The following is a 24,331-nucleotide window of genomic DNA, read 5'->3' on the forward strand; positions in this document are numbered from 1 at the left end:
AGAAATGAATTTAATTGAACATGAGACTCAAAATCGTGACACACTAGACGAATGCCCAGCATAAGATAAAACGATCAAGAACAAGGAGGCATGCCGGAATGTCTGAATACAGAGAAATTATTACAAAAGCGGTGGTCGCAAAAGGGAGGAAATTTACCCAAAGCACACACACCATTTCTCCATCGCAAAAACCAACCAGCATCCTAGGCGGTTGGATCATTAATCATAAGTACGATGCTGAAAAGGTCGGTAAAACAGTTGAGATTGAAGGTACATTTGATATTAACGTGTGGTATTCTTACGCAGACAACACGAAAACCGAAGTGGTCACAGAACGTGTAAAATATGTAGATATCATCAAACTGAGATATAAAGATAAAAACTTCCTTGATGATGAGCACGAAGTGATTGCGAAAGTCTTACAGCAGCCCAATTGCTTAGAAGTCACCATTTCTCCAAATGGCAATAAAATTGTCGTTCAAGCAGAGCGTGAATTCATTGCTGAAGTAGTAGGGGAAACCAAAATTGTTGTAGAAGTCAATTCAAGCTGGAAAGAAAAAGATGATCACGAATGGGAAGAAGAAGTGGATGAGGAATTAGAAGATATTCATCCAGAATTCCTCGCGGGTGATCCAGAAGAGTAATTGATGACTAGGGCGCATATCTCCCTAGTTTTTTTGTGCTTTGATCTAGGGAAAAAAGGTGAATTTTTATGCTATAATGAAAGATGGTATGAATTCGAAAGTAATATAGTGAGGGATTAGAAATATGGCAAGTTATACGCCCATGATACAGCAATATTTAAAGATCAAGGCAGATTACCAAGATGCCTTTTTATTTTTTCGCTTAGGCGATTTTTATGAAATGTTTTTTGATGATGCAAAAGAAGCAGCACAAGAATTAGAAATTACGTTAACAAGCAGGGATGGCGGGACGATTCCAATGTGTGGTGTTCCATATCATTCTGCGTCTGCATACATAGAACAACTGATAGAAAAAGGCTATAAAGTCGCCATTTGTGAGCAGGTGGAAGACCCTAAAACAGCAAAAGGTGTGGTCAAAAGAGAGGTCGTTCAACTAATTACACCAGGTACGGTCATGGATGGCAAAGGACTGAATGAAAACGAAAATAACTTTATCGCGTCTGTTTCCAGCTTTCAAAATGGCTACGGTCTTGCGCTTTCCGATTTATCAACAGGTGAAAACATGGCGGCTTTCATTGAACGGTTAGATGAAGTTGTGTCTGAAATTTATTCTGTCGGTGCAAAAGAGATTGTGGTATCAAAGCAGCTCGATGAAGAAACGGTGAAAACCCTGAAGGAACGCTGCCAAGCGACCATCTCATACGAAGATAGCGCTGAATTAATAGATGAAGCGGAACGACTCGTTGCTCATCTTGACGAACATCTGAAAATAGCATTTTTAACACTCTATGCATACTTAAGAAGAACGCAAAAAAGGAGTCTTGATCATCTTCAGCAAGTTCAAGTGTTTCAGCTTGAACAAACGATGAAAATTGATCTTTACTCAAAAAGAAACCTTGAATTAACAGAAACCATCCGTTCAAAAAGCAAGAAGGGTTCTTTATTATGGCTCTTAGATGAAACAAAAACGGCAATGGGCGGAAGATTGCTGAAGCAATGGATCGATCGTCCGCTCATCCGCCTTTCACAAATCAAAGAACGCCAGGAAATGGTGCAAATTTTGATGGAACATTTCTTTGAGCGAGAGGATCTGCGAGAACGTTTAAAGCAAGTGTATGATCTTGAACGTCTAGCGGGCCGTGTGGCATTTGGAAATGTGAATGCCCGTGATCTCATTCAATTGAAAGAATCTCTCAAGCAAGTGCCGGCTATTAAAGAGCTTGTCCATTCTCTCCCGGAGGAAATGGCAAAATCTAGAGCAAATGACATTGACCCATGCGGTGATTTACTTAATTTATTAGAAGATGCTCTTTATGAGAATCCGCCGATGACGTTAAAAGAAGGCAATTTGATTAAAGACGGCTACAATGCAAAATTAGATGAATATCGTGATGCGAGCCGAAACGGGAAAGATTGGATCGCTCGTCTTGAACAACAAGAAAGAGAATATACAGGCATTCGTTCGTTGAAAGTCGGCTTTAATAAGGTGTTTGGCTACTATATCGAAGTGACCCGGGCAAATACGCATTTATTAGAAGAAGGTCGTTATGAAAGAAAACAAACCCTTGCCAATGCAGAGCGGTATATTACACCTGAATTGAAAGAAAAAGAAGCCCTTATTCTTGAGGCGGAATCAAATATTAGTGAATTGGAATATGAACTATTTTCTGCGCTTCGGGAACAAGTAAAAGCCTATATTCCTAGATTACAGTTGCTTGCAAAACAAATGAGTGAGCTTGATGCGCTGCAATGCTTTGCCACTGTGAGTGAAAAACGGCGTTATGTTCGCCCTGAATTTTCATCAGATGAAGTGGAAGTCATTGATGGTCGTCATCCTGTTGTTGAAAAAGTGATGGATCATCAAGAGTATGTGCCGAATGACTGCCAAATGGGCAAAGGGAGACAAACCTTGCTCATTACTGGTCCGAATATGTCAGGGAAAAGCACATATATGAGACAAATGGCATTGATCTCGATTCTTGCGCAAATCGGCTGTTTTGTGCCAGCATCAAAGGCAACCCTTCCGATTTTTGATCAAATCTTTACACGCATTGGGGCGGCAGATGATTTGATTTCTGGTCAAAGTACTTTTATGGTAGAGATGCTTGAAGCAAAAAATGCGATGGTACATGCGACAAAGAACAGCTTGATTTTATTTGATGAAATTGGACGGGGGACAAGCACTTATGATGGAATGGCTCTTGCGCAGGCAATCATTGAATTTGTGCATGATCATATTGGTGCCAAAACCCTTTTCTCCACTCATTATCATGAACTGACGGTACTTGAATCCCAATTAAGCGAGCTGAAAAATGTCCACGTACGAGCTGAAGAGCATGAAGGGACAGTTGTTTTCTTACATCAAATCAAAGAAGGAGCAGCGGATAAAAGCTACGGCATCCATGTAGCGCAGCTTGCTGAACTGCCTGATGCGATCATTGATCGAGCTCAGACCATCTTAACGGAGCTTGAGAGCGGATCACATGAAGTGATTCCGCGCGTCTCTAAAGCCCCGAAAAAAGAACTGGCTGAGGAAAAACAGCAGCTTTCTTTCTTTGAAGTGGAAGAAAAACCGCAAACAAAACCTTTGCTGAAAAACAAAGATCAAGCAGTGATCGAAGAATTGAAGTCATTTAATTTAATGGATATGACACCGCTTGAAGCGATGACAAAGCTATATGAATTGCAAAAGAAATTATAATGTAAGGTGAGGTGAGCAAGAAATGGCAAAGATTATTCAGTTATCCGATGACCTATCAAATAAAATTGCAGCTGGTGAAGTGGTCGAACGTCCGGCTTCTGTTGTGAAGGAGCTCGTGGAAAATGCGATCGATGCTAGTAGTACTGTCATTGAAATCGATGTAGAAGAAGCAGGACTTTCTTCTATTAGAATTATTGATAATGGGGTGGGAATCGATGCTGAAGATTGTAAGCTCGCCTTTCAGCGTCATGCGACGAGTAAAATCAAAGATGAAAATGATCTGTTTCGTGTCAGGACGCTCGGTTTCAGGGGGGAGGCGCTGCCAAGTATTGCCTCTGTCTCTCACTTAGAAATGAAGACAAGTACCGGTGAAGGTGCTGGAACACACTTAGCTCTCCAAGGCGGGAAGATCATTTCGGAGAAAAAAACCTCTGGCCGTCGCGGCACCGAAATTGTGGTCACCAACTTATTTTATAATACGCCAGCCCGTCTAAAATACATGAAAACTGTTCATACGGAGCTTGGCAACATTTCTGATGTTGTGAACCGAATTGCACTTGCTCATCCAGAAGTGTCGATTCGTTTGCGACATCAAGGAAAAGTGCTGCTTCAAACAAATGGAAACGGAGATGTGCGGCATGTGCTTGCGTCCATTTATGGAACGGCAGTGGCCAAAAAAATGCTGCCACTACATGTACAATCACTTGATTTTGAAGTAAAAGGCTATATTTCCTTACCAGAAGTGACAAGGGCATCACGTAATTATATGTCTTCTGTTGTCAACGGCAGATATGTCAAGCATTTCCCGCTGGTGAAAGCCATTCATGAAGGATACCATACACTCCTCCCGATCGGACGCCATCCGATTACATTTATTGAGATGAAGATGGACCCAATTTTAGTCGATGTGAACGTACATCCTTCTAAACTTGAAGTAAGACTAAGTAAAGAGCAGGAACTTCATGAATTGATCAAACAAGGGATTAAGGACGTCTTTCAAAAACAGCAGCTCATTCCAAGTGCTTCAGTGCCAAAAAAAGCACCAATGCCAGCAGTGAAAAATGAGCAGCAGTCTTTATCTTTTGATTCTAAACAAACAATGAAAAGCCGAATGGAAACACCGGTTTCCTATGAGCCGGACTCGCTCGAATCGGCTGTATACGAGACCAGTCAGAACGACACATACGGGATGCGTGAACCGGAAAGTACGGAAGCGACTTTACCAGCATCGTCTGAAGAAACGTTTGACCATGTATATGTAGAGGAATCTGCAGCTTCGCATGAACAACATGACGAAGTGATACTGGAAGACAGTGCAGCCCAGCATCAGGCTGAAAGTGAACGTGTCCCTGTGATGTATCCGATTGGACAAATGCACGGAACGTATATTTTGGCTCAAAATGAACGCGGTCTTTATATCATCGATCAGCACGCTGCCCAAGAGCGAATCAAGTATGAGTACTTTCGTGAAAAGGTAGGAGACATTGAACAGGAAGTGCAAGAAATGCTTGTTCCATTAACCTTTCACTACTCAAAAAACGATATGTTGATTATTGAAGAGCATATCGATATTTTAGCAAAAGTAGGGGTCTTCTTAGAGCCATTCGGATCAGGCAGCTATATCGTACGATCGCATCCGCAGTGGTTTCCTAAAGGGGAAGAGGCTGAACTCATCGAAGAAATCATTCAGCAAGTACTTGATGAAAAGCGTGTGGACATCAAGAAACTGAGAGAAGAAGCGGCGATCATGATGAGCTGTAAAGGCTCGATTAAAGCAAATCGTCATTTGCGTCACGATGAAATCAAAGCCTTATTAGATGAACTCCGGCAAACACAAGACCCATTTACATGTCCGCATGGCCGGCCGATTATGATTCATCATTCCACATATGAAATGGAGAAGATGTTTAAACGTGTCATGTAGCAAGGTTTAAGATGGTGGGTGAATCGGTTTGCCCACCAATTAATTTTTCAATCCGATAGTTTGGTTCGTGTTTTTGTGATGTGAAGATAAACACCCGCTGTCATGTTGTAAGGATAAACCTCTTTCCTCAAATGGATAGGGGTTTTTGTTATTTGGTTATACGATTAGGTGAAGCGTGATATGATTGTAAAAAGGAGGGAATATGATGACATTCAAAAAAGCGTTCAATATAGGTTACTTTGTTTTGCTTTTATCTTTTTTTGTCGTATATTTTTTGCTTCCATCGACCAACTATTTACCGCAATTATGATTCTAACCTTACTATTTGGCGTATATCAATTTGTGATTTTTAAAAAACTAAAAGAGTAAAAATAATAATAAAAAACGCCATATATGGGTTTGCCAACTAAATGATGACAGACCATAATGAGATATGGTGTAACAATTATATAAAATGCAGTAAGCACAGCGGCAAGGGTTGTGATGAATGAGAAAAAGCGCTCTAAGAGCGCTTTTTTGTTTAGCATCCGCAAGGATTTGGCGGTGTGACGACAACTGGCCGTTTATTAATATCAATCGTATCCTCTGCATAAAATGTGGAACCGATGCTGATCGCACGATTTTCTGCGCGGAACGTATATGTACCTGCAGCAGGAAGTACTTTATGAGAAAGTTGTAATGTATATTGGGAACTTCCGAATAAATCGAAACGAGCTGGAATGCGAACAGTTTTTCCGTTGTTCAAAATGTAACTGTCTTTTAATGCTTTTCCGTTGATAATATCCTTTGTTGTGGCTTGAAAACCTGCTGGTAAAGTAAATTCAACTGCACCAATACTAAGAACAGAATTTGGACGGTAAGTCAGGTCAATGTCAGAAAAAGACCATTCCTGTTTACTTGCTCCTGTGATTTTTGCATAAAGGGCAGCTGGTCGTGCATTTGTTGAAGCTTTGCCTTCCTCTGTTTTAGCCCCTTCAGCTGATGCGGCTAGCGGTACTGAGAGTGCCATGACCAATGTAAGCATCCCCATCATAATGATTGTCCATGTTTTCTTCATTTCTTCCTTCCCCCTTGGTTGATTATAGGTAAATAATAGATGATTACATCCATTATTTACCTATAAGGTTACCATATTCCCATATGTCATTAAATGGTATTTTATACCCTTATTTTGCTTGTTTTTTAGTAATAACGGGGTAGGAATGCATTTGGTTGGTTCATTCCGTAAGCATTTCCTGTCATATGATGATTTGCCGGCATCATCATCTGCATATCATGATAGCCATATGGCTGGTAGGGAGCCATACCATAATTGCCGTAGTGACCGAAGTGATGGTGATCGTTCATCTGTACATTTGAATAGGGTTCATACTGCTTCATAAAAGGGGAATAGGCTGAATGATGATGCGGATGGTGTCCGCTATAAGCATCTTTTTTACCGGTATGATAATGATTTGGCATATTCATAGGGTCATGCATGTTTGGTGCGATCATATGCTCATGATTGGCTGTATACACATTTTCAAACGTGTGATAGGGATTTCCTTGATGGTAATGGTTGGTTTGGTTATTCATATTGTTCATTTTGTATCTCATCCTTTTTTTCAGGTTGCCATATCTTATGAACTGCACCTGTTTCATGAGCCTATCCATATGAAAGAAAAGAACGACATGCAACAAAAAAACCGGCTTTTCAGCCGGGAAAACAAAAGCAGGTGCAGCGTCAAGCACTAAAATGAGAAGCTATGTCTTTTTCTGCGACGCTTCTTACATCTGCTGCAGACACTTTTAGGAAAATAATGGGGATCGTAACTTCTTGAAGTATCCCAAAAATCGCTCTCAAACCAATCATCTTTTTTATGATAAAACTTCTTTTTTTCACACGGATCCATATGGTGATGATCGTCATGCTTTTTATAGCATTTTGAGTGGGAATGTTTGCTCTTGCATTTGCACATTGTCATCCCTCCTAAATGTGACTCAATGCTAGTATATGCAAGAAAGGTGTACGAGGACTGGATGGTGGCGCTCCTTTTGTAAAAAAAGGCTAATTCTTTAAAAACTCAAATAAAAAGAATTGACTAGTGCTAAATTAACATGATAAAATATAAATTTTTATCCTCTGCTGAAATGTGTTATAATGATATTGTGAATACTTTCGGAGGTGGCGGATTTGTTTCAAATAGGTGATAAAATTGTTTATCCAATGCATGGAGCCGGTGTGATTGAAGGAATGGAAGAAAAAGAGATTTTAGGTAAGACGCAGGAATATTTTCTGATTCAAATGCCGAATATGCAGATGATGGTCCCAAAAGGCAGAATCAATCAACTAGGTATACGTCCGGTAGCTGATCAAGCTACGCTGAAAGTTGTGATGAACAATTTTGCAGAAGAAACAAACGACGACACGCTTACTTGGAAGCAAAGATATGATGAAAATCTGAAAAAGCTAAAAACAGGTTCGATTGAAGATGGCGCAGACGTTGTCAAAGATCTGATGAGACGTAATCAGAAAAAAGCCTTAAATTCTAGTGAAAAGAAGATGCTTGAAGATGCACGGGGCATGTTAGTGAGCGAAATTTCACTTGCACAAGGCATGTCGCAAGATGAAGTGCTGACAGCATTAGAGAATGAATTAAGAGTTTAATGCTGGATATACAGAGACTGGCTGTAAACAGAAGGAGATATTCCTTTTGTTTACAGCTTTTTTATTTGAAAAAAGATGAAAATTCCCAATTTTGTAGGTGTTTTTGACTAAAACTAAAATGAGGTCATAGGATTTAGTTTTTACTTGCACATGAACCGTTTGAAAGAAGCCGAAAATACCTAGGGCAACATAAAAAAACAGGTAAGTTCTCCTGATTCATGAAAAGGAGCCGGACATTCTTTGAATTCTTTTAGCGATTGATAGTAAAATAATGCGATAAGATGACATCGAAGAGAATGAAAAGGAGCGGTGAAATGAAAAGACTACTCATAAGTGGATTCATCTTTCTCATCCTGTGTGCTCTTTTAATGGTGAAATGCAGCCATTCTATCCAAGAAAATAAAGAGCAAAAACAACATCATGAAGAAGTAGAAAAGTATAAGAAAGAGCGAAAAAAAGGGGATCAATATGATAGTTTTAAACAGCTTATACGGCATGAAAGAGACGGCTATGAGATAGAGTTTCATGAAAAAGGGGGAAGTGACTTACTTGTCTTTTCTCCTCACGGCGGCGAAATTGAACCAGGAACAAGTGAAATTGTAGAAGCATTTGAAAAGAAGTACTCTACGTATTTATTTGAAGGGACAAAACAAGATAACAATCGTGACTTGCATATCACTAGTACAAAATTCGATGAACCGATTTTGGTTCAAATGATTAAAACATATCCCTTTTCTATATCAATCCACGGCTATAAAAGTGATAGAAGACATACACTTGTGGGCGGGACAAACGAAAAAATGCAAGAAGCGGTTGTGCGAGAACTAAAAGACCGGGGCTTCTCCGCAGAGCTCGTGCAAAAAGGCGAGCGCCTCTCTGGAACGGATCCAAACAACATTAATAATCAAAATGCCAGTGGCGAAAGTGTCCAGTTAGAAATTAGTACGGCGCAGAGAAAAGCCTTTTTTGACAACTTTGATACGAGAAAAGGAAAGAAAAAAGCATTTAGTCGCTATGTCAGTGGTTTAAAAGAAGTGCTTAGAGAATTCGACCCTTCTTCGTAGAAAAAAGGTTTTGATGGGCAAAAGTACTCTCTTTAAACTTGGTAAAAAAGATAGAAATGTGCAAAAACAACATAAAATATGAAATAAATGACAATTTGCCTTAAAATCATAAATTATGTAAAATAATAGTTATCAGTTTGATATGATAGAATGGGGCTGAAGTGGATGGCACACAAAATACCATCTTCCGAAGTAGGTGTAAAAATCAATCAATGGTACACACATATTTGCAAATTTGAAGTCGATCAGGCAAACGATATGAAGCGCCTTGTTGAAGAAGACATTCATGAGATGGAAGAAGATCAAGATTTATTACTCTATTATTCTCTCATGGATTTTCGCCATCAAATGATGCTTCAGCACTTAACGCCAGTCCATGCAGGGAATGAATCGCTTCAAGCGGTTTCTTTTCCAAAAGAAATTGAAGAGGCAGAAGATGAGATGACGGGTTTATTGGGCTATTACTTTCATTTTTTCCATGGAATGTATGCATTTATCCAGCACCGGTATATCGAAGCCATTTCCTATTATAAGCATGCGGAACATCAGCTGATCTTAGTGACAGATGAGATCGAAAAAGCGGAATTTTATTATAAAATTGCTGAAGTATACTATCATATGAAACAAACCTATTTTTCTATGCATTATGCGAAAAAAGCGAGAGACATCTATAAGAAACATCAGCTTTATGGAAAAAGAAGCATTCAATGCGATTTTGTGATGGCAGGTAATTGGATTGATGTAAGTCAGCATCAAAAAGCGCTCCCTTATTTAGAAAAAGCTTTAAAAGTGTGTGAAGCAATGGAAAGAAAAGAATGCACATCTTATTTTAAGGCGATGGCCCTCAATAACTTAGGAACTTGTCATTATAGTATGGGAACCTACCATACAGCGACTGTCTTCTTTGAACAAGCCATTTCACTTTATCAAAAAGATCAAGCTGCAATGATGATCAAATCATTGTTTTCACTGGCTCTTACTTGTTTTAAACTCGAAGATATGGAGCGAGCGAGTGAGGCTATAAAGGAAGGCATGAATCAGGCCTCTATATTGGGAGATGAAATTTATCAATTGAAATTCCAATTTTTACAGGCACTCTATATAGAAACAGACAGCTGGGAACAATTGAGGTCAGCCCTTTTGGGACTACGAAACAAAAAAATGTTTGCTGATTTAGAGGAATTGGCACTTGATGCGGCTAATTATTATAAGGAACGCGGCATGTACAAGGAATCTTCCACTTTTTTTGAAATTGTGATCGAAGCGCGTACGCACATTCAAAAAGGAGATGAGATGTATGAGAACGAAGCATAACATGTCAGCTGCTCAAGTAGAAGAAAGACTTCACACATAAAAACAGATAAAACAACACCCTTTACGAAAAACGTAAAGGGCTTTTTTATTTATTCTTGGATTGCTTTTTCTGCGTCGATGGCACCTGCTCCGTAAATCATTGGATCCTCTCCAGACCACTTGCTTGTATTTTCTTTTAATAAAGTTTTGACTTCATCAGGAGTTAAATCTGATGAATGCTCTAATAATAGTGCGCAGATTCCGGCACAAATAGGCGTCGCCATCGAAGTGCCAGATAACGTCGTATAAACATCATCGACTCTGCTTGATTTATCTAGTTTATCTAGGAATGATCTTGGTGATCTAAGAGAGACGATATTGACTCCTGGTGCGAGGAGGTCGGGCTTTGTTTCACCATAGACCGTTGGACCTCTGCTCGAAAATGGTGCCACGACATCGTCACTTGATTCGGGCGTATTTCGATCATCATAGGCTCCGACTGTAATGACTTTTTGACTCACGGCAGGGCTGGCGATCGTTTGACTGTTAGGGCCGGAGTTCCCAGCAGCAACGCATACGACAATCCCTTGATCCCAAGCCGCATTGACAGCGCGCACCATCGGATCGTCTTGTTCGTCATCATAACGCTGCGCATCGCCGCCAAGTGACATACTGATAATGTGAATTGGGTCGTCAGGATGGTCTTCGTTGAACTGTATGCACCATTCAACACCTTCTATAATAGTAGAAAGTGATCCAGCTCCTTGTTTATTTAACACTTTCACCCCAATGATATTGGCTTTTGGAGCAGGACCTTTGTATAAGCCACCTGAAGCAGCTCCGTCTCCAGCCACATCCCCAGCGCAATGCGTTCCATGACCGTTATCATCATAAGGTTTCGTTTTTTGTTTGACTAAATCTACAAAGTCGCGAATTCTTCCATCTAAGTCCTCATGTGGGTATACGCCTGTGTCAACGACCGCAACCGTAATGCCTTCGCCAGTTAAGGTCGTGCCATTTCGAACGACTTCATCCGCATGACTTGATTGTGTCGCCACATCCAGCAGTGCATGTACCTGTCTGTCTAAATATATTTTGCGAATATGCTCCCCATTCGCTAAGAGTTCCTCTAAAGCAGCAGGGGTAAGATCAGCTGCGCAGCAGTCAATGTGTGAAAAATGTTTTTTGATGTTTGTTTTTCTGCTTTTTTTCAATAGCTGCTTTGTGCTTTGAATACCTGCTTCGACTGCATCTTCTTTAAATTCAATGATGACCCGAAGCTTCTTGCTCTTCTTTAACCTACCTTCAAAAAAACGATGAAGAAAACAAGGTGTCCACTTAAAAGGTTTATAGAGGTGAAGGACGGTCTCTCTTAAAGGTTGATCCAATTTACTAGCATGTGTTCTGACCATTTGTACCATGGAAAATCCAAACATGTGATGCCCTCCATTCTAGCTATCAATTCTCGTACACTCTTACGTTATGAACATGACAGCATCTTCGTTCGGATTCTTGTCCCTTCTTTTGTTCATATTGGCGTCTGACTCATTTCATCCAAAAAGAAAAAGCGTTTACATTTTGTAAAATAATAGAAAAAGGTGGAAATCATATCAAAACTGCCGATGATAGGTGGGAGAGTTCTTCTTAGAGAACCAGTAAAACAGAGGATTCTGCAGAAAAAAGGGGGTTCTAGACAGGGTCAATGCTCATACAAATGTGATTCATTCCAGATGAAAAAAACCAAATCAGCATAAAAAAAAGACGAATTAAAGAAAACAGACTGGGTAGGACTAGGTCATTTTAAACATAACTTCATTTGTTTGTCATACTATTCTAACTCTGTTTTCAATCAGGAGAGGCGTTTCTGTGTATATAAATGCAATTATCTTATTTTTGAGGAATCTCATGATCTAGAGTGTTATGATCAAATTTGAAGAGAAAATGTGGAAAAAATGAAAAGAAATGATGATTCAATATTAATCATAGAAACGGCTTAGAAATCTGTTAAAGGAGAACGGGAATGAAGAAGTTTTTTGCTTTGCTTCTCCTGCTTGTCATCGGATGGGGCGTCTATTATACCATGCAAGCACAGGAACATGATGAGCCAGTGTCATCAGGTGGAGAAGACGAAAGCGGTTCAAATGATATGTATCGAAATTTTAAAGAACTGGAAGAGAATGAATCAACAGATCATTATCAAATCACATCCAATCCAGTGCCCGGCAGCCGTCTTCTAGTGATGTCGCCTCATGGCGGGAGAATCGAAGGCGGCGTTAGTGAGATTGTCCATTTTTTTGATAACGATTTTTCTACGTACTTATTTGAAGGTTTTAGAGAAAATGCATCAGAACTTCATATTACAAGTACAAACTTCGATGAACCAATCGGAGTCGCACAGGCAAAAGCACATGATTATGTATTAGCTGTTCATGGATATAAAGGGGAGCCGGGAATTGACCACACCCTTGTTGGCGGAACAGACTATGACCGTGCTGAAAAAATTGTGAACTCATTAGAGCGCAACGGTTTTTCTGCTGAACTTGCAGTTGCACACGCAACCCTAAGCGGAACGAGCAATCATAATATTAATAATCTTACAAAAACAGGGCAAAGTGTACAGCTTGAGATTAGTAGAAGTCAACGGGAAGCGTTATTTGACAGTTTCGATTTTCGGCAGCGATCGAGTACAAAAAACGAGACGTTCTACCGGTATGTCAGGGCGATTCGAACGGTGCTGGATGAAGAATATACGTAAGGATGGTGCACATCTTAAGACAGCAAGGTGAATTCTTGTTACACTATAAAAAGTGATAACAAAAGGAGAGACAGATATGGCGCGTCATCATTTTCATCTTCAGGCAAGCTGGCCTGGTCTGCGTAACGATGTGGGGACAATCGAATGTGCACAGTTAAAGACGGAGATTTCCATTCCAAAAGAAATGGATGGACCGGGTATTGGAACAAATCCAGATGAAATGCTCCTAGGTGCAGCGGCCACATGTTATATCATTACACTTGCAGCCATGATGGAGCGGATTCAATTAGAGAAAGAGGATCTATCGATGAGCTCTGAGGCAGTTGTCGATGTGACAAACGGTGTGTTTACATATGAGAAAATCATTCACCGTCCTGTCATCATTCTCAAAGAGTCTGCTACTGCACAGGACATAGAACGAGCTCGTAAGCTTGCACATAAAGCTGAAAGCTCATGTATGATCTCTAGAGCTGTGCAAGGGAATGTCCATATTTCTTTAGAAGAAACCATCAAAGCGGGTCATTAAGACAAAAAAGTCATTTTCTCTTGATTAATGGAGAAAATGACTTTTTTTATGACGTCCATTCGGTTTGATCGAATGGTTCTTTCTTTTCTTCCTTTTGTTTTTTGGATTGATTTAAGACAATGACGCCGCATATGACAAGTGCAAGACCAATGAATCCTTTCATATGAATGGTTTCGTTAAATAGTACGAGGCCCACAAGAGCAGTAAGTGCTGTACCGACCCCAGACCAAGTGGCATATGCAGATGACAGCTCAATTGTTTTGAGTGCCAAACTGAGAAAGGTAAAGGCGCACCCAAATCCGATCAGGACCCCCATACTCGGCAGCACCTGTGTAAAACCTTGCGAAAGCTTCAGCATCGTACTGCCAAAAACCTCTGTCAAAATGGCTCCTGTTAAATAAAGCATTCCTTTCATATCACTTCACATCCTTTAAGACATATTTAATAGTACGACCCCTGAAACAAGCATTGCCATTCCAATAAGTGCTTGACGGTTCAAGGTTTCTTTGAAAAAGAGCACGCCAAAAAAAGCCGTGAGGACGGTACCGACCCCAGACCATGTGGCGTAAGACATGCTAAGTGGAATGATATTAAGGGTCAATGACAGCATGTAAAAAGCAAGTGTATAGCCAGCGACAACGACAGCGCTAGGTTTAAAGCGTGTGAAACCATTTGATAGTTTCAGCATCGCTGCCCCAATCGCTTCTGAAAAAATGGCGATAGCCAAAAAAAGATATCCGAGGATCATCATCATCCCTCCTCTAAAATGTGTAAAATCCGATGAAGTAAAAGGGTTTTTTCCTCTCGATTCAATGGTTCAAGCTGAAACATTTCTGAAAACCATATACCATCACAGGCAAGACGGATCAGCTGGCTAAGTGCAGGGTCATTGATTTCCTCGGTTGCTTTTTCTTTAAATTCCGCATAAAAATGACGCCAAGGATTTAATAATGCTTCATCAAATGACATGGTAGCCAGCATGCTTGTACATAGCTGTGTGGTGTTTTGTCTATCAAGGTCATTTAATGTGGCCAATATATAGGCACGTACATAAGGTGCCTTTTCGTTTTTGTATGTTTCCTGATACGTGTCAAGCTGCTGACGAAAAGAGACAACCGCATGCTCATTCATTTGCTGGATCAGGTCTTCCTTGCTCGAAAAATGATACAGTAGCCCGGCTTTGGTCATATTTGCATGTTCTGCCACCTGCTGAAGGGTGAGCTGACTCAATCCTTCTTTTAGAATGGTGTGAGCTGCTGCCTCAAAAATTTGTTCTTTTTTCGTTTTAGACATAAAAAAAACACCTACTTTACTGAACGGTCGGTAAAGTAAATGTTAACCTATGAAAAACAAATGTGTCAATCGATTCATTTTATAAGAGGATGTTTTCACTAAATCGTCATATTTAATAATAAGGGTATGGTCCATATGGCGGGTATGGCGGTGGATAAGGATAACCATAGCCATATCCTGGAGCAAGAAGCGACCCAGCTAGAAGTCCTCCAGCAAAACCACCTAAAAATGGCGGTCCAAAAAATCCAGGTCTCCCATAGCCAAAACCAGGGCGCCCAAAACCAAACCCAGGTCTTCCAAAACCAAATCCAGGGCGTCCAAATCCAAAAGGTCTTCTCATCTCATCTTGAACAAACGGTGCGTCAAAATAATTCATAAAAAAAGACTCCTTTCACATAAAATCACTGTAACTGACATCAGTGTATTCGAGTGGCCCACTTGTGTTTGGGTGAATGCCTAAAATAAGGAGGAATGTAAAAAATGGGCCTGTATCCGTCTGATTGGGCTAAATGTCCACCTCATGCACATGCTTATAAAGCGCGAACGGATGTAACAGAAGAACATTATCATTTAATAGAAGGTATTTCTCAGCCTGTGAATGGAAGCAGTACCGATAGACATACTCATTATTATCGGGGGATCACGTCATTTGAAAGAGGGCATTTCCATAGATATTATGGCGTCACTGGACCTGCTATCCCAAGAGTGGACGGGACGCACTATCATGAAATTGAGGAAGTCACGTTTTCTGCCTATACCGATTCTGTCCCGATTCCATACGGGGGAGTCGTTTACAGTCCAGATGAAGAAAGGCCAACGCATAAGCACCGTTTAAAAGGAAAGACATATGAAGTGGTCGGGAATGAACCACTTGGCTGGTGACGGGAGGATATAGGAGAGAAAGAGAAGTTATGCTATACTGTAGGCAGTTTGTAAAAGAGAGTGATGTTATGAAAAAACAACCAGTGATTGTATTAGTAGGTCCGACGGCTGTCGGAAAAACAAAGCTGAGCATTGATATAGCGAAAGCATTTAATGGAGAAATTATCAGCGGGGATTCCATGCAGATCTATAAAGGGATGGATATTGGCACAGCGAAAATCACCCCTGAAGAAATGAATGGCGTTCCGCACCATTTAATCGATATTAAACAACCGGATGAATCGTTTTCTACAGCTGAATTTCAGCAGCTTGTCCGCTTAAAAATCAAAGAGATTGCTGCGAGAGGAAAAACGCCCATGATTGTTGGTGGAACTGGGCTATATATTCAGTCTGTTTTATATGATTACACGTTTACTGATGAGAAAAGTGATCCTGCTTTTAGAGAAGAGATGACGCTGTTTAAGCAGCAGCATGGACCGATCAAGCTGTATGAAAAGCTAAAAGAAGCCGATCCTGACGCTGCAAAAGCGATTCATCCGAATAACGTCCGCCGCGTGATCAGGGCGCTTGAAATCATCCATACAACAGGTCAGAAAATGTCTGATATGCAAAACGGGCATCAAGAAGTTCCTCTGTATGACACTGCCTTCATTGGGCTGAAAATGGACCGAGAGCTTTTGTACGAGCGCATTCATCAAAGAATTGATATGATGTTAGATGAAGGCTTAATTGAAGAAGTGAGCGCACTTTATCAATCTGGTTTGAAAGATTGTCAGTCTGTTCAAGCGATTGGTTATAAAGAGTTGTATGCCTATTTTCAAGGCAACTGCTCACTTGATGAAGCCATCCAGCAATTAAAACAAAATTCCCGAAGATATGCGAAGCGTCAGTTTACGTGGTTCCGTAATAAAATGGATGTCACCTGGTTTGATATGACACCACCTTGCCACTTTTCGGACAAAAAAGAGGAAATTTTCGCATATATAGCAGGAAAGCTTGGACTTAAAGCGAAACTGTAGTTATCAGAATCAAGGAGGACGAAACATGAAACCGATTAATATTCAGGACCAATTTTTGAATCAGATCCGCAAAGACAATACATTTGTCACAGTATTTTTACTGAATGGCTTTCAGCTTCGCGGTCAAGTAAAGGGATTTGACAATTTCACGGTGCTGCTTGAGACAGAAGGGAAGCAGCAGCTTATTTATAAACATGCGATTTCAACATTTGCACCTCAAAAAAATGTAAATCTTGAATTAGAATAAACACCCGTTTTCACCAATAGCCCCATGCAGCTGCGAATAAACCGGCCGAAACCCGCTACGTTTTTTGTCAGTGCAGAGGGGCTATTTTGCATGCCATGAAACTTTTCTGTCCAAGTTGCGTATAAATCCTTATTGGACATTTAAAAGGGTGAGGGGATTTATATGGAAAATGCAGAGCTTGAATTAAGAAGGATTAGAGTGATCCTTCTTTTGATTGGAATCGTTGTCTTATTTGGATCATGCGCCATCTCGAACATCGAAACGAGACAAGAAAGTTGGCATAACCATTCTTGTGAGCATGATGGGAGCCGTGTTGATGGTCTTTTGCCATCATCTGTTGCGCTAAAAAATAATCACATTGCTGTTGTGAAAGATGATGAAGTACATGTATACCGGTTTGATGAAAAAGAAGGAGAGCTGACGCTCATTACGACAAAGTACATAGATGAATGGGATGAAGATGATGGTGATAGTGAAGACTTTGATGAAGAGTAAGCACGTAAATTTACAAATGAATGTGAAGTCGCTACACTATAAACATGCATCAGACATCTAGACAGAAAAGGATGAGTTCATGACACACAAAATTAAAATTAATCATTGGGAACAAACTTGTGAAGATGACTCCTGTTTCGAATATGGAACAAGCGTTTCTGTAAACGGGAAAGAGTTAGTAAGAGAAGCCTCGATCGTCTCTGCGCTTGAAGCGGTGCTGAAAGAATTAGGTGTTGAAGTGGAAATAACAGAAGTGTCAGAAGATTTACAGTGCGATGCCTACAAAAAATAAAACAAAAAGTCTAGTCTACTAAGCGATTTTTTTTCGTGTTATGATAGATTTCGGTTTCAGTTGAATAGGGAGTAGGGCAGTCTATTTTTAGAACCTGCTCTGCTCTATTTATTTGAACGTACGAGTTCGGCTATGAATGTTCGGCCGGGTTGGTTGATTTTTTTCGTTTCGAGCATCTATATATTGTGTTTTGAAAAAACATAGTATACTATATATAGTGAATAACGAAATGATCAACAATACTAAAAACTAGGTCGTGATGGAATTGATTCAAATCGTATTTGATTCAAAAACAGGAAATGTTCAACGCTTTTTGGACAAGACCCCTTTTACAGACAAACGAAAATTGACTGGAGAAGAGTTTTTGGATACGCCGTTTATTCTCGTCACCTTTACGACAGGATTTGGACAAGTCCCTGGTACCACTCAGTCATTTTTAGAGAAAAATGCGCACCTTTTACTAGGTGTAGCGGTGAGTGGGAACAAAGTGTGGGGAGATAACTTTGCCAAAAGCGCTGATACGATTTCTAAACAATATCAAGTTCCTATTTTGCACACCTTTGAACTAAGCGGAACAAAAAGGGATGTTGAATTGTTTACACAGGAGGTAGAAAGAATTGTCACAAAATCAGGTTCCAAAGTGGATACAATTAAATAACGAGATTATGATTCAAAAAGAAGGAAAGTTTCAGTTCGACAAGGACAAAGAAGCTGTACATAGTTATTTCGTAGATTATATTAATCAAAACACGGTCTTCTTTCATAATCTAGAAGAGAAGATTGATTACTTAATAGAAAACGACTACTATGAGGAAGAATTTTTAAGACAATACAGCATGTCAGATATTAAAGAAGTATTTGAAGCTGCATATGCCAAGAAATTTAGATTCCCATCATTTATGAGTGCGTTTAAGTTTTACAATGACTATGCACTGAAAACAAATGACAAAAAGAAAATCCTTGAACGCTATGAAGACCGCATTTCAGTTGTGGCTCTTTTCTTTGCGGGTGGAGACAAAAAGAAAGCACTTGAGTTTGTGGAACTGATGATCAACCAAGAGTATCAGCCAAGTACACCAACATTCTTAAACGCAGGCCGTAAAAGACGTGGTGAGCTGGTGAGCTGCTTCTTGCTTGAAGTGAATGACTCATTAAACGATATTTCAAGAGCCATTGATATTTCCATGCAGCTGTCTAAATTAGGCGGCGGCGTCAGCTTGAACCTTTCAAAGCTTCGTGCGAAAGGTGAAGCGATCAAAGATGTTGAAAATGCGACCAAAGGTGTCGTAGGCGTCATGAAACTTCTTGATAATGCATTCCGATATGCAGATCAAATGGGACAAAGACAAGGTTCAGGCAGTGCCTACCTGAATATTTTCCACAGAGATATTAATGATTTCTTAGATACGAAAAAAATCTCTGCGGATGAAGATGTTCGTGTGAAAACACTTTCGATCGGTGTCGTCATTCCAGATAAATTTATCGAGCTTGCTAGAGAAGATAAAACAGCTTATACATTCTATCCTCATACAGTTTATAAAACTTATGGACAGCATCTTGATGAGATGGATATGGAAGAAATGTATGACGAGCTTGTAGAAAACCCGAAAGTCAAAAAAGAAAAAGTCAATCCAAGAAAACTTCTTGAAAAATTAGCTGTTCTGCGCTCAGAATCAGGCTATCCATATATCATGTTCCAAGATAATGTGAATAGAGAGCACGCTCTGAACCATATTTCACGTGTGAAATTCTCAAACCTTTGCTCAGAAGTACTTCAAGCTTCAGAAGTCTCTTCTTACACGGACTATGATCAAGATGATGAGATCGGACTTGATATTTCTTGTAACCTTGGTTCTTTAAATATCATGAACGTGATGAAAAACAAATCCATTGAAAAAACAGTCAAGCTTGCAACGGACTCACTTACACTTGTGTCTGAAACAACAGATATCCGCAATGCACCAGCTGTTAGAAAAGCGAACAAAGCGATGAAATCAATTGGACTTGGTGCGATGAACCTTCATGGGTATTTAGCTCAAAACCAAATTGCTTATGAAAGTGAAGAAGCAAGAGATTTCGCTAATACGTTCTTTATGATGGTGAACTATTACTCCATTAAGCGTTCAAGTGAGCTTGCAAAAGAAAAAGGGGAAACATTCCATCGTTATGAGGGCTCTGGTTATGCAACAGGTGAGTACTTCAATAAATACGTAGAAAATGATTTCACTCCAAAAACAGAAAAAGCGGCTGCGCTATTTGAAGGCATGCACATTCCAACAAAAGAAGATTGGGCAGCACTCAAAGACTTTGTAGCGGAAAATGGCATGTACCATAGCTATCGATTATGTATTGCGCCAACAGGTTCTATTTCGTATGTTCAATCGGCAACAGCTTCTGTAATGCCAATTATGGAACGTATCGAAGAAAGAACATACGGAAACAGCAAAACGTATTATCCAATGCCAGGACTTTCAGCACAAAACTGGTTCTTCTATAAAGAAGCATACGATATGGACATGTTTAAAGTAGTCGATATGATCGCAACCATTCAGCAGCACGTCGATCAAGGAATTAGCTTTACATTATTCCTAAAAGATACGATGACAACGCGTGACTTAAACCGCATCGATCTTTATGCACACCATAAAGGCATTAAGACACTTTATTATGCAAGAACGAAGGATACAGGGCAGGAAGGCTGTCTTTCTTGTGTTGTTTGATTAAAGGAGAGTTTAACGTGACAAAAATTTATGATGCAGCCAACTGGTCAAAACACGAAGATGATTTTACACAAATGTTTTACAACCAAAACGTCAAGCAATTCTGGCTTCCAGAAGAGATTTCCTTAAACGGGGATCTCTTAACATGGAAATATTTAGGTGAAGAAGAGCGAGATACGTACATGAAGGTACTGGCTGGACTGACGTTACTTGATACAGAACAAGGAAATACAGGAATGCCGATAGTGGCTGAACATGTGGACGGTCATCAGCGTAAAGCCGTGTTAAACTTTATGGCCATGATGGAAAATGCCGTGCATGCAAAATCATACTCAAATATCTTCATGACGCTTGCACCGACTGAAACGATTAGTGAAGTATTTGAATGGGTCAAGAAAAATAAATTCTTGCAAAAGAAAGCAGATATGATTGTAGGTCTGTACCGTTCCATTCAAAAGGATGACCCGATTTCCTTATTTAAAGCAATGGTTGCTTCAGTGTATTTAGAAAGCTTCCTATTCTATAGCGGCTTTTACTACCCGCTATATTTCTACGGTCAAGGAAAGCTCATGCAAAGTGGTGAAATCATTAACTTGATTTTGCGCGATGAAGCGATTCACGGTGTGTATGTTGGATTGTTGGCACAAGAAATTTACAACAAACAAACACCTGACGTGCAAAAAGAGCTTTATGATTTCTCTATCGATCTGCTTAATGAGCTTTATGAAAATGAACTTCATTACACTGAGGATATTTATGACCAAGTCAATTTATCGCATGATGTGAAAAAGTTCATTCGTTACAATGCCAATAAAGCGTTAATGAACCTTGGATTTGCCCCTTACTTTGAAGAAGAAGAGATCAATCCAATTGTATTGAACGGACTCAATACAAAAACAAAGTCACATGACTTCTTCTCAATGAAAGGGAACGGCTACAAAAAGGCAACAGTTGAGCCGTTAAAAGATGACGATTTCTTCTTTGGAGATGAATCATAAGGAAAGCGTAAAAGTCAAAACGCATCACTCGTTTTGGCTTTTTGCCATTTCTAACAATGTGTTACATACTGGAGGTTACCGAACATGGGAAAAATGGACGAAATGATTTTAGTTGCACCGCGCGCACGCGTGTTCCAAAACGAAACACTTGCGTTTAATGGTGTGAATAGTGAAGAGAAAACAATCAGCACTATTATGAAAGAAATCGAAGAGCACTTCGAGCAGATGCGAAGAGGCGATGCAGAAGAAAATCCTGACTTCAAACAGCCGATACCTTATGTCGTGATTAAGCGTGAGGACGAAGTGTATGTATATGAAAGACTTCAAGGCGGGGGAGAGACGCGCTTACATCATAAGTTATCTCTTGGCTTTGGGGGTCATATGAATTTCATTGAAGGAAAAAAATTTGCTGAGATTCTAAAAGAAAATACCGATCGTGAACTGGACGAGGAACTTTCGATTCAAGAAGCAGACAAACTTGAGATGAAAACCCTTGGACTCATTAATGATGATGACAACAGTGTCGGCCGTGTGCACATCGGACTGTTATCAGCCCTTGAATTATCACCGGGTGCTCATGTAGAAGTAAAAGAAACAGATCAAATCTCAGGCAAATGGATGAAAGTAACAGATTTGAAAAAGCCTGAGTACTTCGATCGTCTTGAAACATGGTCTCAATTTGTCGTGAACATTTTAGCATAATTGGATAGACAACAAACCGGCTCTAAAGATGACTTGAGCCGGTTTGTTTTTTAGATTATTGAAAAACGAATGCGTCGTGACCGGCCTGCTTTAATCGAGCGACGAGGTCATCTGCATTTTGCTTTGAACGGAAAGCGCCAGCTTGGACTCGGTACATGCCGCTATCCAGTACGACCAGCGCTTCAAATCCTTTGGATCTGAGTGTAGCTGCTAGTTCATCCGCATTGGCTTTGACCTTGAAAGCCCCTGCTTGCACTTTATATAGGTTACTTGCTTTTTTTTTCAATTGAAGGGCTTTTTCTAATCCAGTGGCATGAGCACGAGCGATCCCTTGAAGGAAAGTAGCGTTACGGAGCTTATTTGCATCAGCTACCGTATCAATGAAACCGTTTTCAGTTAAAATGGCAGACATAGAAGTTTCCCGCAGAACGTGGAAGTTCGCCGTTTTCTTGCCGCGGTCGGCAAATTCAACGGAGCGGACAATCTCATCATGAAGAGCATTGCGATACGTGGTGGTTGGTGCTGAAACGCCAGGGTACACATAACTTTCAAAACCTGTGCCTCCGCCAGCATTAATATGAATAGACACGAAATAGTCAGCTCCCCAGCTGTTTGCCGCATTGGTACGCTGGGATAACGTGACGGATTGGTCAATTGAACGACTTAAGCGGACGGAAACCCCATCATATTCACTAATCAACATATCTCTCAGAAAAAGCGCAATTTGCAGTGTGATATTTTTCTCCAAAAGTCCATTAGCAGCAGCTCCAGAATCTGTTCCTCCGTGGCCAGGATCAATAAAAATTTTCACCATCTATTCATCACCTCGTCTTTATTTTATGAGGAAATAGAAAAATTGCCTGTACAAAATGCGGAAATCATCGAGACTCTTTTCTGCACAATTTGTGATGAAAAAGCGCCATTTTTCTAAGAAAAAACAAATTGTTGGTTTGTCCGCCCGAAATGGATGAATACAATGGAAATAGCACATCATTTCCTGGGAAACCGCACAATCCCCTACAATAACCGGTATCTCGGGTCATTTTGACAGTAAACTGATGCTAGTGCGGGCGATTGTCACGATTACAGCTCCACCCGAATAGATTAAAGAGAGAAGAGCGAGAGGTGAATACGTTGGAGCGAGCTGTCACATATAAAAATAACGGCCAAATCAACATTATACTTAATGGACAGAAGCAAGTATTGGTTGATGCAGATTCAGAGGCAGAATACTTAGAGGCCTTGCAAAAAAATGAGGCCAAACACAGCATCTTACGAGAAATAGAACGAGAAATGAACAGCCTTGTCGGGATGGATGAAATGAAACGAAACATAAAAGAAATTTATGCTTGGATTTTTGTCAATCAAAAAAGACAAGAACAAGGATTAAAGGTAGGAAAGCAAGCGCTTCATATGATGTTTAAAGGAAATCCTGGCACAGGGAAAACAACGGTTGCACGGCTTGTCGGGAAGCTTTTCTTTGAAATGAATGTTCTTTCAAAAGGGCACTTAATTGAGGCGGAACGAGGAGATCTGGTTGGAGAGTACATTGGACATACAGCTCAAAAAACAAGAGATTTGATTAAAAAATCACTAGGCGGCATTTTGTTCATCGATGAAGCCTATTCTCTTGCCCGCGGAGGAGAGAAAGATTTTGGGAAAGAAGCCATTGATACCCTTGTAAAACATATGGAGGATAAGCAGCATGAATTCATCCTCATCTTAGCTGGATACTCCAAGGAAATGGATCATTTTCTTTCTCTAAACCCTGGTCTGCAATCGAGATTTCCGATTAATATCAACTTCCCTGATTATACAGTCGATCAGCTGATGGATATTGCAAAACGAATGATGGCCGATCGGGAATATGTCTTTACTCAAGAGGCAGAATGGAAACTGCGAGACTATTTAATGCACATCAAGAGCACAACGAGTCCTGCCAAATTCAGCAACGGCCGTTTTGTGCGAAACACCATTGAAAAAGCGATTCGAACTCAGGCGATGAGGCTGCTTCTTGTGGATCATTATGATAAAAAAGACTTACTTACGATTAAAAGCCATGATCTGCAAATGAAAGAGGATACGCCTTCTTGAAATGGCGTATCCTTTTTGTAAAGAGACAAGAAATT

General features: G+C 40.2%; 26 protein-coding genes. 18 read left to right on the forward strand and 8 right to left on the reverse strand.

Annotation, left to right across the window (positions count from 1 at the left end; translation table 11 throughout):
• Nucleotides 1–98: 98 nt before the first annotated feature.
• The 3 genes from cotE (at nucleotide 99) to mutL (ending at nucleotide 5,269) form a co-directional block, all read left to right on the forward strand.
• The gene (gene cotE / locus MHB38_RS08855; protein ID WP_007499466.1) at nucleotides 99–644 is read left to right on the forward strand and encodes an outer spore coat protein CotE; all 546 of its coding nucleotides are present in this window, start codon (nucleotides 99–101) and stop codon (nucleotides 642–644) included.
• Nucleotides 645–768: 124 nt separating this feature from the next.
• Nucleotides 769–3,345, forward strand: coding sequence for a DNA mismatch repair protein MutS (mutS, locus tag MHB38_RS08860; protein ID WP_341003117.1), 2,577 nt, complete (start codon nucleotides 769–771; stop codon nucleotides 3,343–3,345).
• A 22-nt stretch (nucleotides 3,346–3,367) separates the two neighbouring features.
• Nucleotides 3,368–5,269, forward strand: coding sequence for a DNA mismatch repair endonuclease MutL (gene mutL, locus MHB38_RS08865; protein WP_046343564.1), 1,902 nt, complete (start codon nucleotides 3,368–3,370; stop codon nucleotides 5,267–5,269).
• Nucleotides 5,270–5,789: 520 nt separating this feature from the next.
• On the opposite strand, the gene bslA is transcribed toward mutL, so the two are convergent.
• Together bslA and MHB38_RS08875 are read right to left on the reverse strand one after the other, a co-directional pair.
• A complete protein-coding gene (bslA, locus tag MHB38_RS08870) occupies nucleotides 5,790–6,326 on the reverse strand; it encodes a biofilm surface layer hydrophobin BslA (protein WP_017359045.1) in 537 nt (178 codons plus the stop codon).
• A gap of 125 nt (nucleotides 6,327–6,451) precedes the next feature.
• Entirely contained in the window at nucleotides 6,452–6,853 is a 402-nt protein-coding gene (locus MHB38_RS08875) for a hypothetical protein (protein ID WP_029575494.1), read from the reverse strand.
• A 589-nt stretch (nucleotides 6,854–7,442) separates the two neighbouring features.
• On the opposite strand from MHB38_RS08875, the gene MHB38_RS08880 reads away from it, so the two are divergent.
• From MHB38_RS08880 to MHB38_RS08890, 3 genes are all read left to right on the forward strand, one after another.
• Nucleotides 7,443–7,916: a CarD family transcriptional regulator gene (locus MHB38_RS08880; RefSeq protein WP_007499456.1), complete on the forward strand. Its 474-nt coding sequence runs from the start codon at nucleotides 7,443–7,445 to the stop codon at nucleotides 7,914–7,916.
• Between the two features lie 314 nt (nucleotides 7,917–8,230).
• A complete protein-coding gene (locus tag MHB38_RS08885; RefSeq protein ID WP_046343567.1) occupies nucleotides 8,231–8,980 on the forward strand; it encodes a poly-gamma-glutamate hydrolase family protein in 750 nt (249 codons plus the stop codon).
• A gap of 165 nt (nucleotides 8,981–9,145) precedes the next feature.
• The gene (locus MHB38_RS08890) at nucleotides 9,146–10,294 is read left to right on the forward strand and encodes a Rap family tetratricopeptide repeat protein (protein ID WP_046343569.1); all 1,149 of its coding nucleotides are present in this window, start codon (nucleotides 9,146–9,148) and stop codon (nucleotides 10,292–10,294) included.
• A gap of 89 nt (nucleotides 10,295–10,383) precedes the next feature.
• Here MHB38_RS08890 and MHB38_RS08895 read toward each other — a convergent pair whose 3' ends face one another.
• Nucleotides 10,384–11,709 (reverse strand): S8 family peptidase, encoded by a 1,326-nt coding sequence (locus MHB38_RS08895; protein ID WP_046343570.1) that lies wholly within the window; start codon nucleotides 11,707–11,709, stop codon nucleotides 10,384–10,386.
• A 584-nt stretch (nucleotides 11,710–12,293) separates the two neighbouring features.
• On the opposite strand from MHB38_RS08895, the gene MHB38_RS08900 reads away from it, so the two are divergent.
• Together MHB38_RS08900 and MHB38_RS08905 are read left to right on the forward strand one after the other, a co-directional pair.
• The gene (locus tag MHB38_RS08900) at nucleotides 12,294–13,028 is read left to right on the forward strand and encodes a poly-gamma-glutamate hydrolase family protein (RefSeq protein ID WP_007499447.1); all 735 of its coding nucleotides are present in this window, start codon (nucleotides 12,294–12,296) and stop codon (nucleotides 13,026–13,028) included.
• A 76-nt stretch (nucleotides 13,029–13,104) separates the two neighbouring features.
• Complete coding sequence (locus MHB38_RS08905; protein WP_008344017.1) at nucleotides 13,105–13,554, forward strand: OsmC family protein; 450 nt, start codon at nucleotides 13,105–13,107, stop codon at nucleotides 13,552–13,554.
• A gap of 46 nt (nucleotides 13,555–13,600) precedes the next feature.
• Here the strand turns inward: MHB38_RS08905 and erbB are convergent, their stop codons facing one another.
• The 4 genes from erbB to MHB38_RS08925 form a co-directional block, all read right to left on the reverse strand.
• Complete coding sequence (gene erbB / locus MHB38_RS08910; RefSeq protein WP_007499443.1) at nucleotides 13,601–13,969, reverse strand: SMR family multidrug efflux transporter EbrB; 369 nt, start codon at nucleotides 13,967–13,969, stop codon at nucleotides 13,601–13,603.
• 15 nt (nucleotides 13,970–13,984) lie between these two features.
• Nucleotides 13,985–14,302 (reverse strand): SMR family multidrug efflux transporter EbrA, encoded by a 318-nt coding sequence (erbA, locus tag MHB38_RS08915; RefSeq protein ID WP_017367286.1) that lies wholly within the window; start codon nucleotides 14,300–14,302, stop codon nucleotides 13,985–13,987.
• 2 nt (nucleotides 14,303–14,304) lie between these two features.
• Nucleotides 14,305–14,847, reverse strand: coding sequence for a TetR/AcrR family transcriptional regulator (locus MHB38_RS08920; RefSeq protein ID WP_046343573.1), 543 nt, complete (start codon nucleotides 14,845–14,847; stop codon nucleotides 14,305–14,307).
• 112 nt (nucleotides 14,848–14,959) lie between these two features.
• Nucleotides 14,960–15,223: a hypothetical protein gene (locus tag MHB38_RS08925; protein ID WP_017359036.1), complete on the reverse strand. Its 264-nt coding sequence runs from the start codon at nucleotides 15,221–15,223 to the stop codon at nucleotides 14,960–14,962.
• A gap of 104 nt (nucleotides 15,224–15,327) precedes the next feature.
• Here MHB38_RS08925 and MHB38_RS08930 point away from each other — a divergent pair, with 104 nt between their 5' ends.
• The 9 genes from MHB38_RS08930 to MHB38_RS08970 all read left to right on the forward strand — a co-directional run bounded on the left by MHB38_RS08930 (nucleotide 15,328) and on the right by MHB38_RS08970 (nucleotide 22,202).
• The gene (locus MHB38_RS08930; protein WP_007499437.1) at nucleotides 15,328–15,729 is read left to right on the forward strand and encodes a YmaF family protein; all 402 of its coding nucleotides are present in this window, start codon (nucleotides 15,328–15,330) and stop codon (nucleotides 15,727–15,729) included.
• Nucleotides 15,730–15,797: 68 nt separating this feature from the next.
• Nucleotides 15,798–16,748 carry a tRNA (adenosine(37)-N6)-dimethylallyltransferase MiaA gene (miaA, locus tag MHB38_RS08935; protein ID WP_017359035.1) on the forward strand — a complete coding sequence of 317 codons (951 nt, stop codon included), beginning with the start codon at nucleotides 15,798–15,800 and terminating at the stop codon, nucleotides 16,746–16,748.
• A 25-nt stretch (nucleotides 16,749–16,773) separates the two neighbouring features.
• Nucleotides 16,774–16,995, forward strand: a complete 222-nt coding sequence (hfq, locus tag MHB38_RS08940) for an RNA chaperone Hfq (protein ID WP_003211269.1) — start codon at nucleotides 16,774–16,776, stop codon at nucleotides 16,993–16,995.
• Nucleotides 16,996–17,157: 162 nt separating this feature from the next.
• Nucleotides 17,158–17,490, forward strand: a complete 333-nt coding sequence (locus MHB38_RS08945; RefSeq protein ID WP_046343575.1) for a YmzC family protein — start codon at nucleotides 17,158–17,160, stop codon at nucleotides 17,488–17,490.
• A 79-nt stretch (nucleotides 17,491–17,569) separates the two neighbouring features.
• On the forward strand, nucleotides 17,570–17,782 hold the full coding sequence (locus tag MHB38_RS08950; protein ID WP_003212415.1) for a hypothetical protein: 213 nt from the start codon (nucleotides 17,570–17,572) through the stop codon (nucleotides 17,780–17,782).
• A 265-nt stretch (nucleotides 17,783–18,047) separates the two neighbouring features.
• A complete protein-coding gene (gene nrdI / locus MHB38_RS08955) occupies nucleotides 18,048–18,440 on the forward strand; it encodes a class Ib ribonucleoside-diphosphate reductase assembly flavoprotein NrdI (protein ID WP_017359034.1) in 393 nt (130 codons plus the stop codon).
• On the forward strand, nucleotides 18,400–20,502 hold the full coding sequence (nrdE, locus tag MHB38_RS08960) for a class 1b ribonucleoside-diphosphate reductase subunit alpha (protein ID WP_019743850.1): 2,103 nt from the start codon (nucleotides 18,400–18,402) through the stop codon (nucleotides 20,500–20,502). The genes nrdI and nrdE overlap by 41 nt, the downstream gene beginning before the upstream one ends.
• Nucleotides 20,503–20,519: 17 nt before the next feature.
• A complete protein-coding gene (gene nrdF, locus MHB38_RS08965) occupies nucleotides 20,520–21,500 on the forward strand; it encodes a class 1b ribonucleoside-diphosphate reductase subunit beta (RefSeq protein ID WP_008344010.1) in 981 nt (326 codons plus the stop codon).
• An 84-nt stretch (nucleotides 21,501–21,584) separates the two neighbouring features.
• Entirely contained in the window at nucleotides 21,585–22,202 is a 618-nt protein-coding gene (locus tag MHB38_RS08970; RefSeq protein WP_146270279.1) for a hypothetical protein, read from the forward strand.
• A 55-nt stretch (nucleotides 22,203–22,257) separates the two neighbouring features.
• Here the strand turns inward: MHB38_RS08970 and MHB38_RS08975 are convergent, their stop codons facing one another.
• The gene (locus tag MHB38_RS08975; RefSeq protein ID WP_341003126.1) at nucleotides 22,258–23,016 is read right to left on the reverse strand and encodes an N-acetylmuramoyl-L-alanine amidase; all 759 of its coding nucleotides are present in this window, start codon (nucleotides 23,014–23,016) and stop codon (nucleotides 22,258–22,260) included.
• Between the two features lie 320 nt (nucleotides 23,017–23,336).
• Between MHB38_RS08975 and spoVK the strand changes: the two genes are divergently transcribed.
• Nucleotides 23,337–24,296, forward strand: a complete 960-nt coding sequence (spoVK, locus tag MHB38_RS08980) for a stage V sporulation protein K (RefSeq protein ID WP_008344008.1) — start codon at nucleotides 23,337–23,339, stop codon at nucleotides 24,294–24,296.
• Nucleotides 24,297–24,331 lie beyond the last annotated feature (35 nt).

The sequence above is a fragment of the Bacillus sp. FSL K6-3176 genome (genome assembly GCF_038003325.1).
Lineage (GTDB): Bacteria > Bacillota > Bacilli > Bacillales > Bacillaceae > Bacillus > Bacillus altitudinis.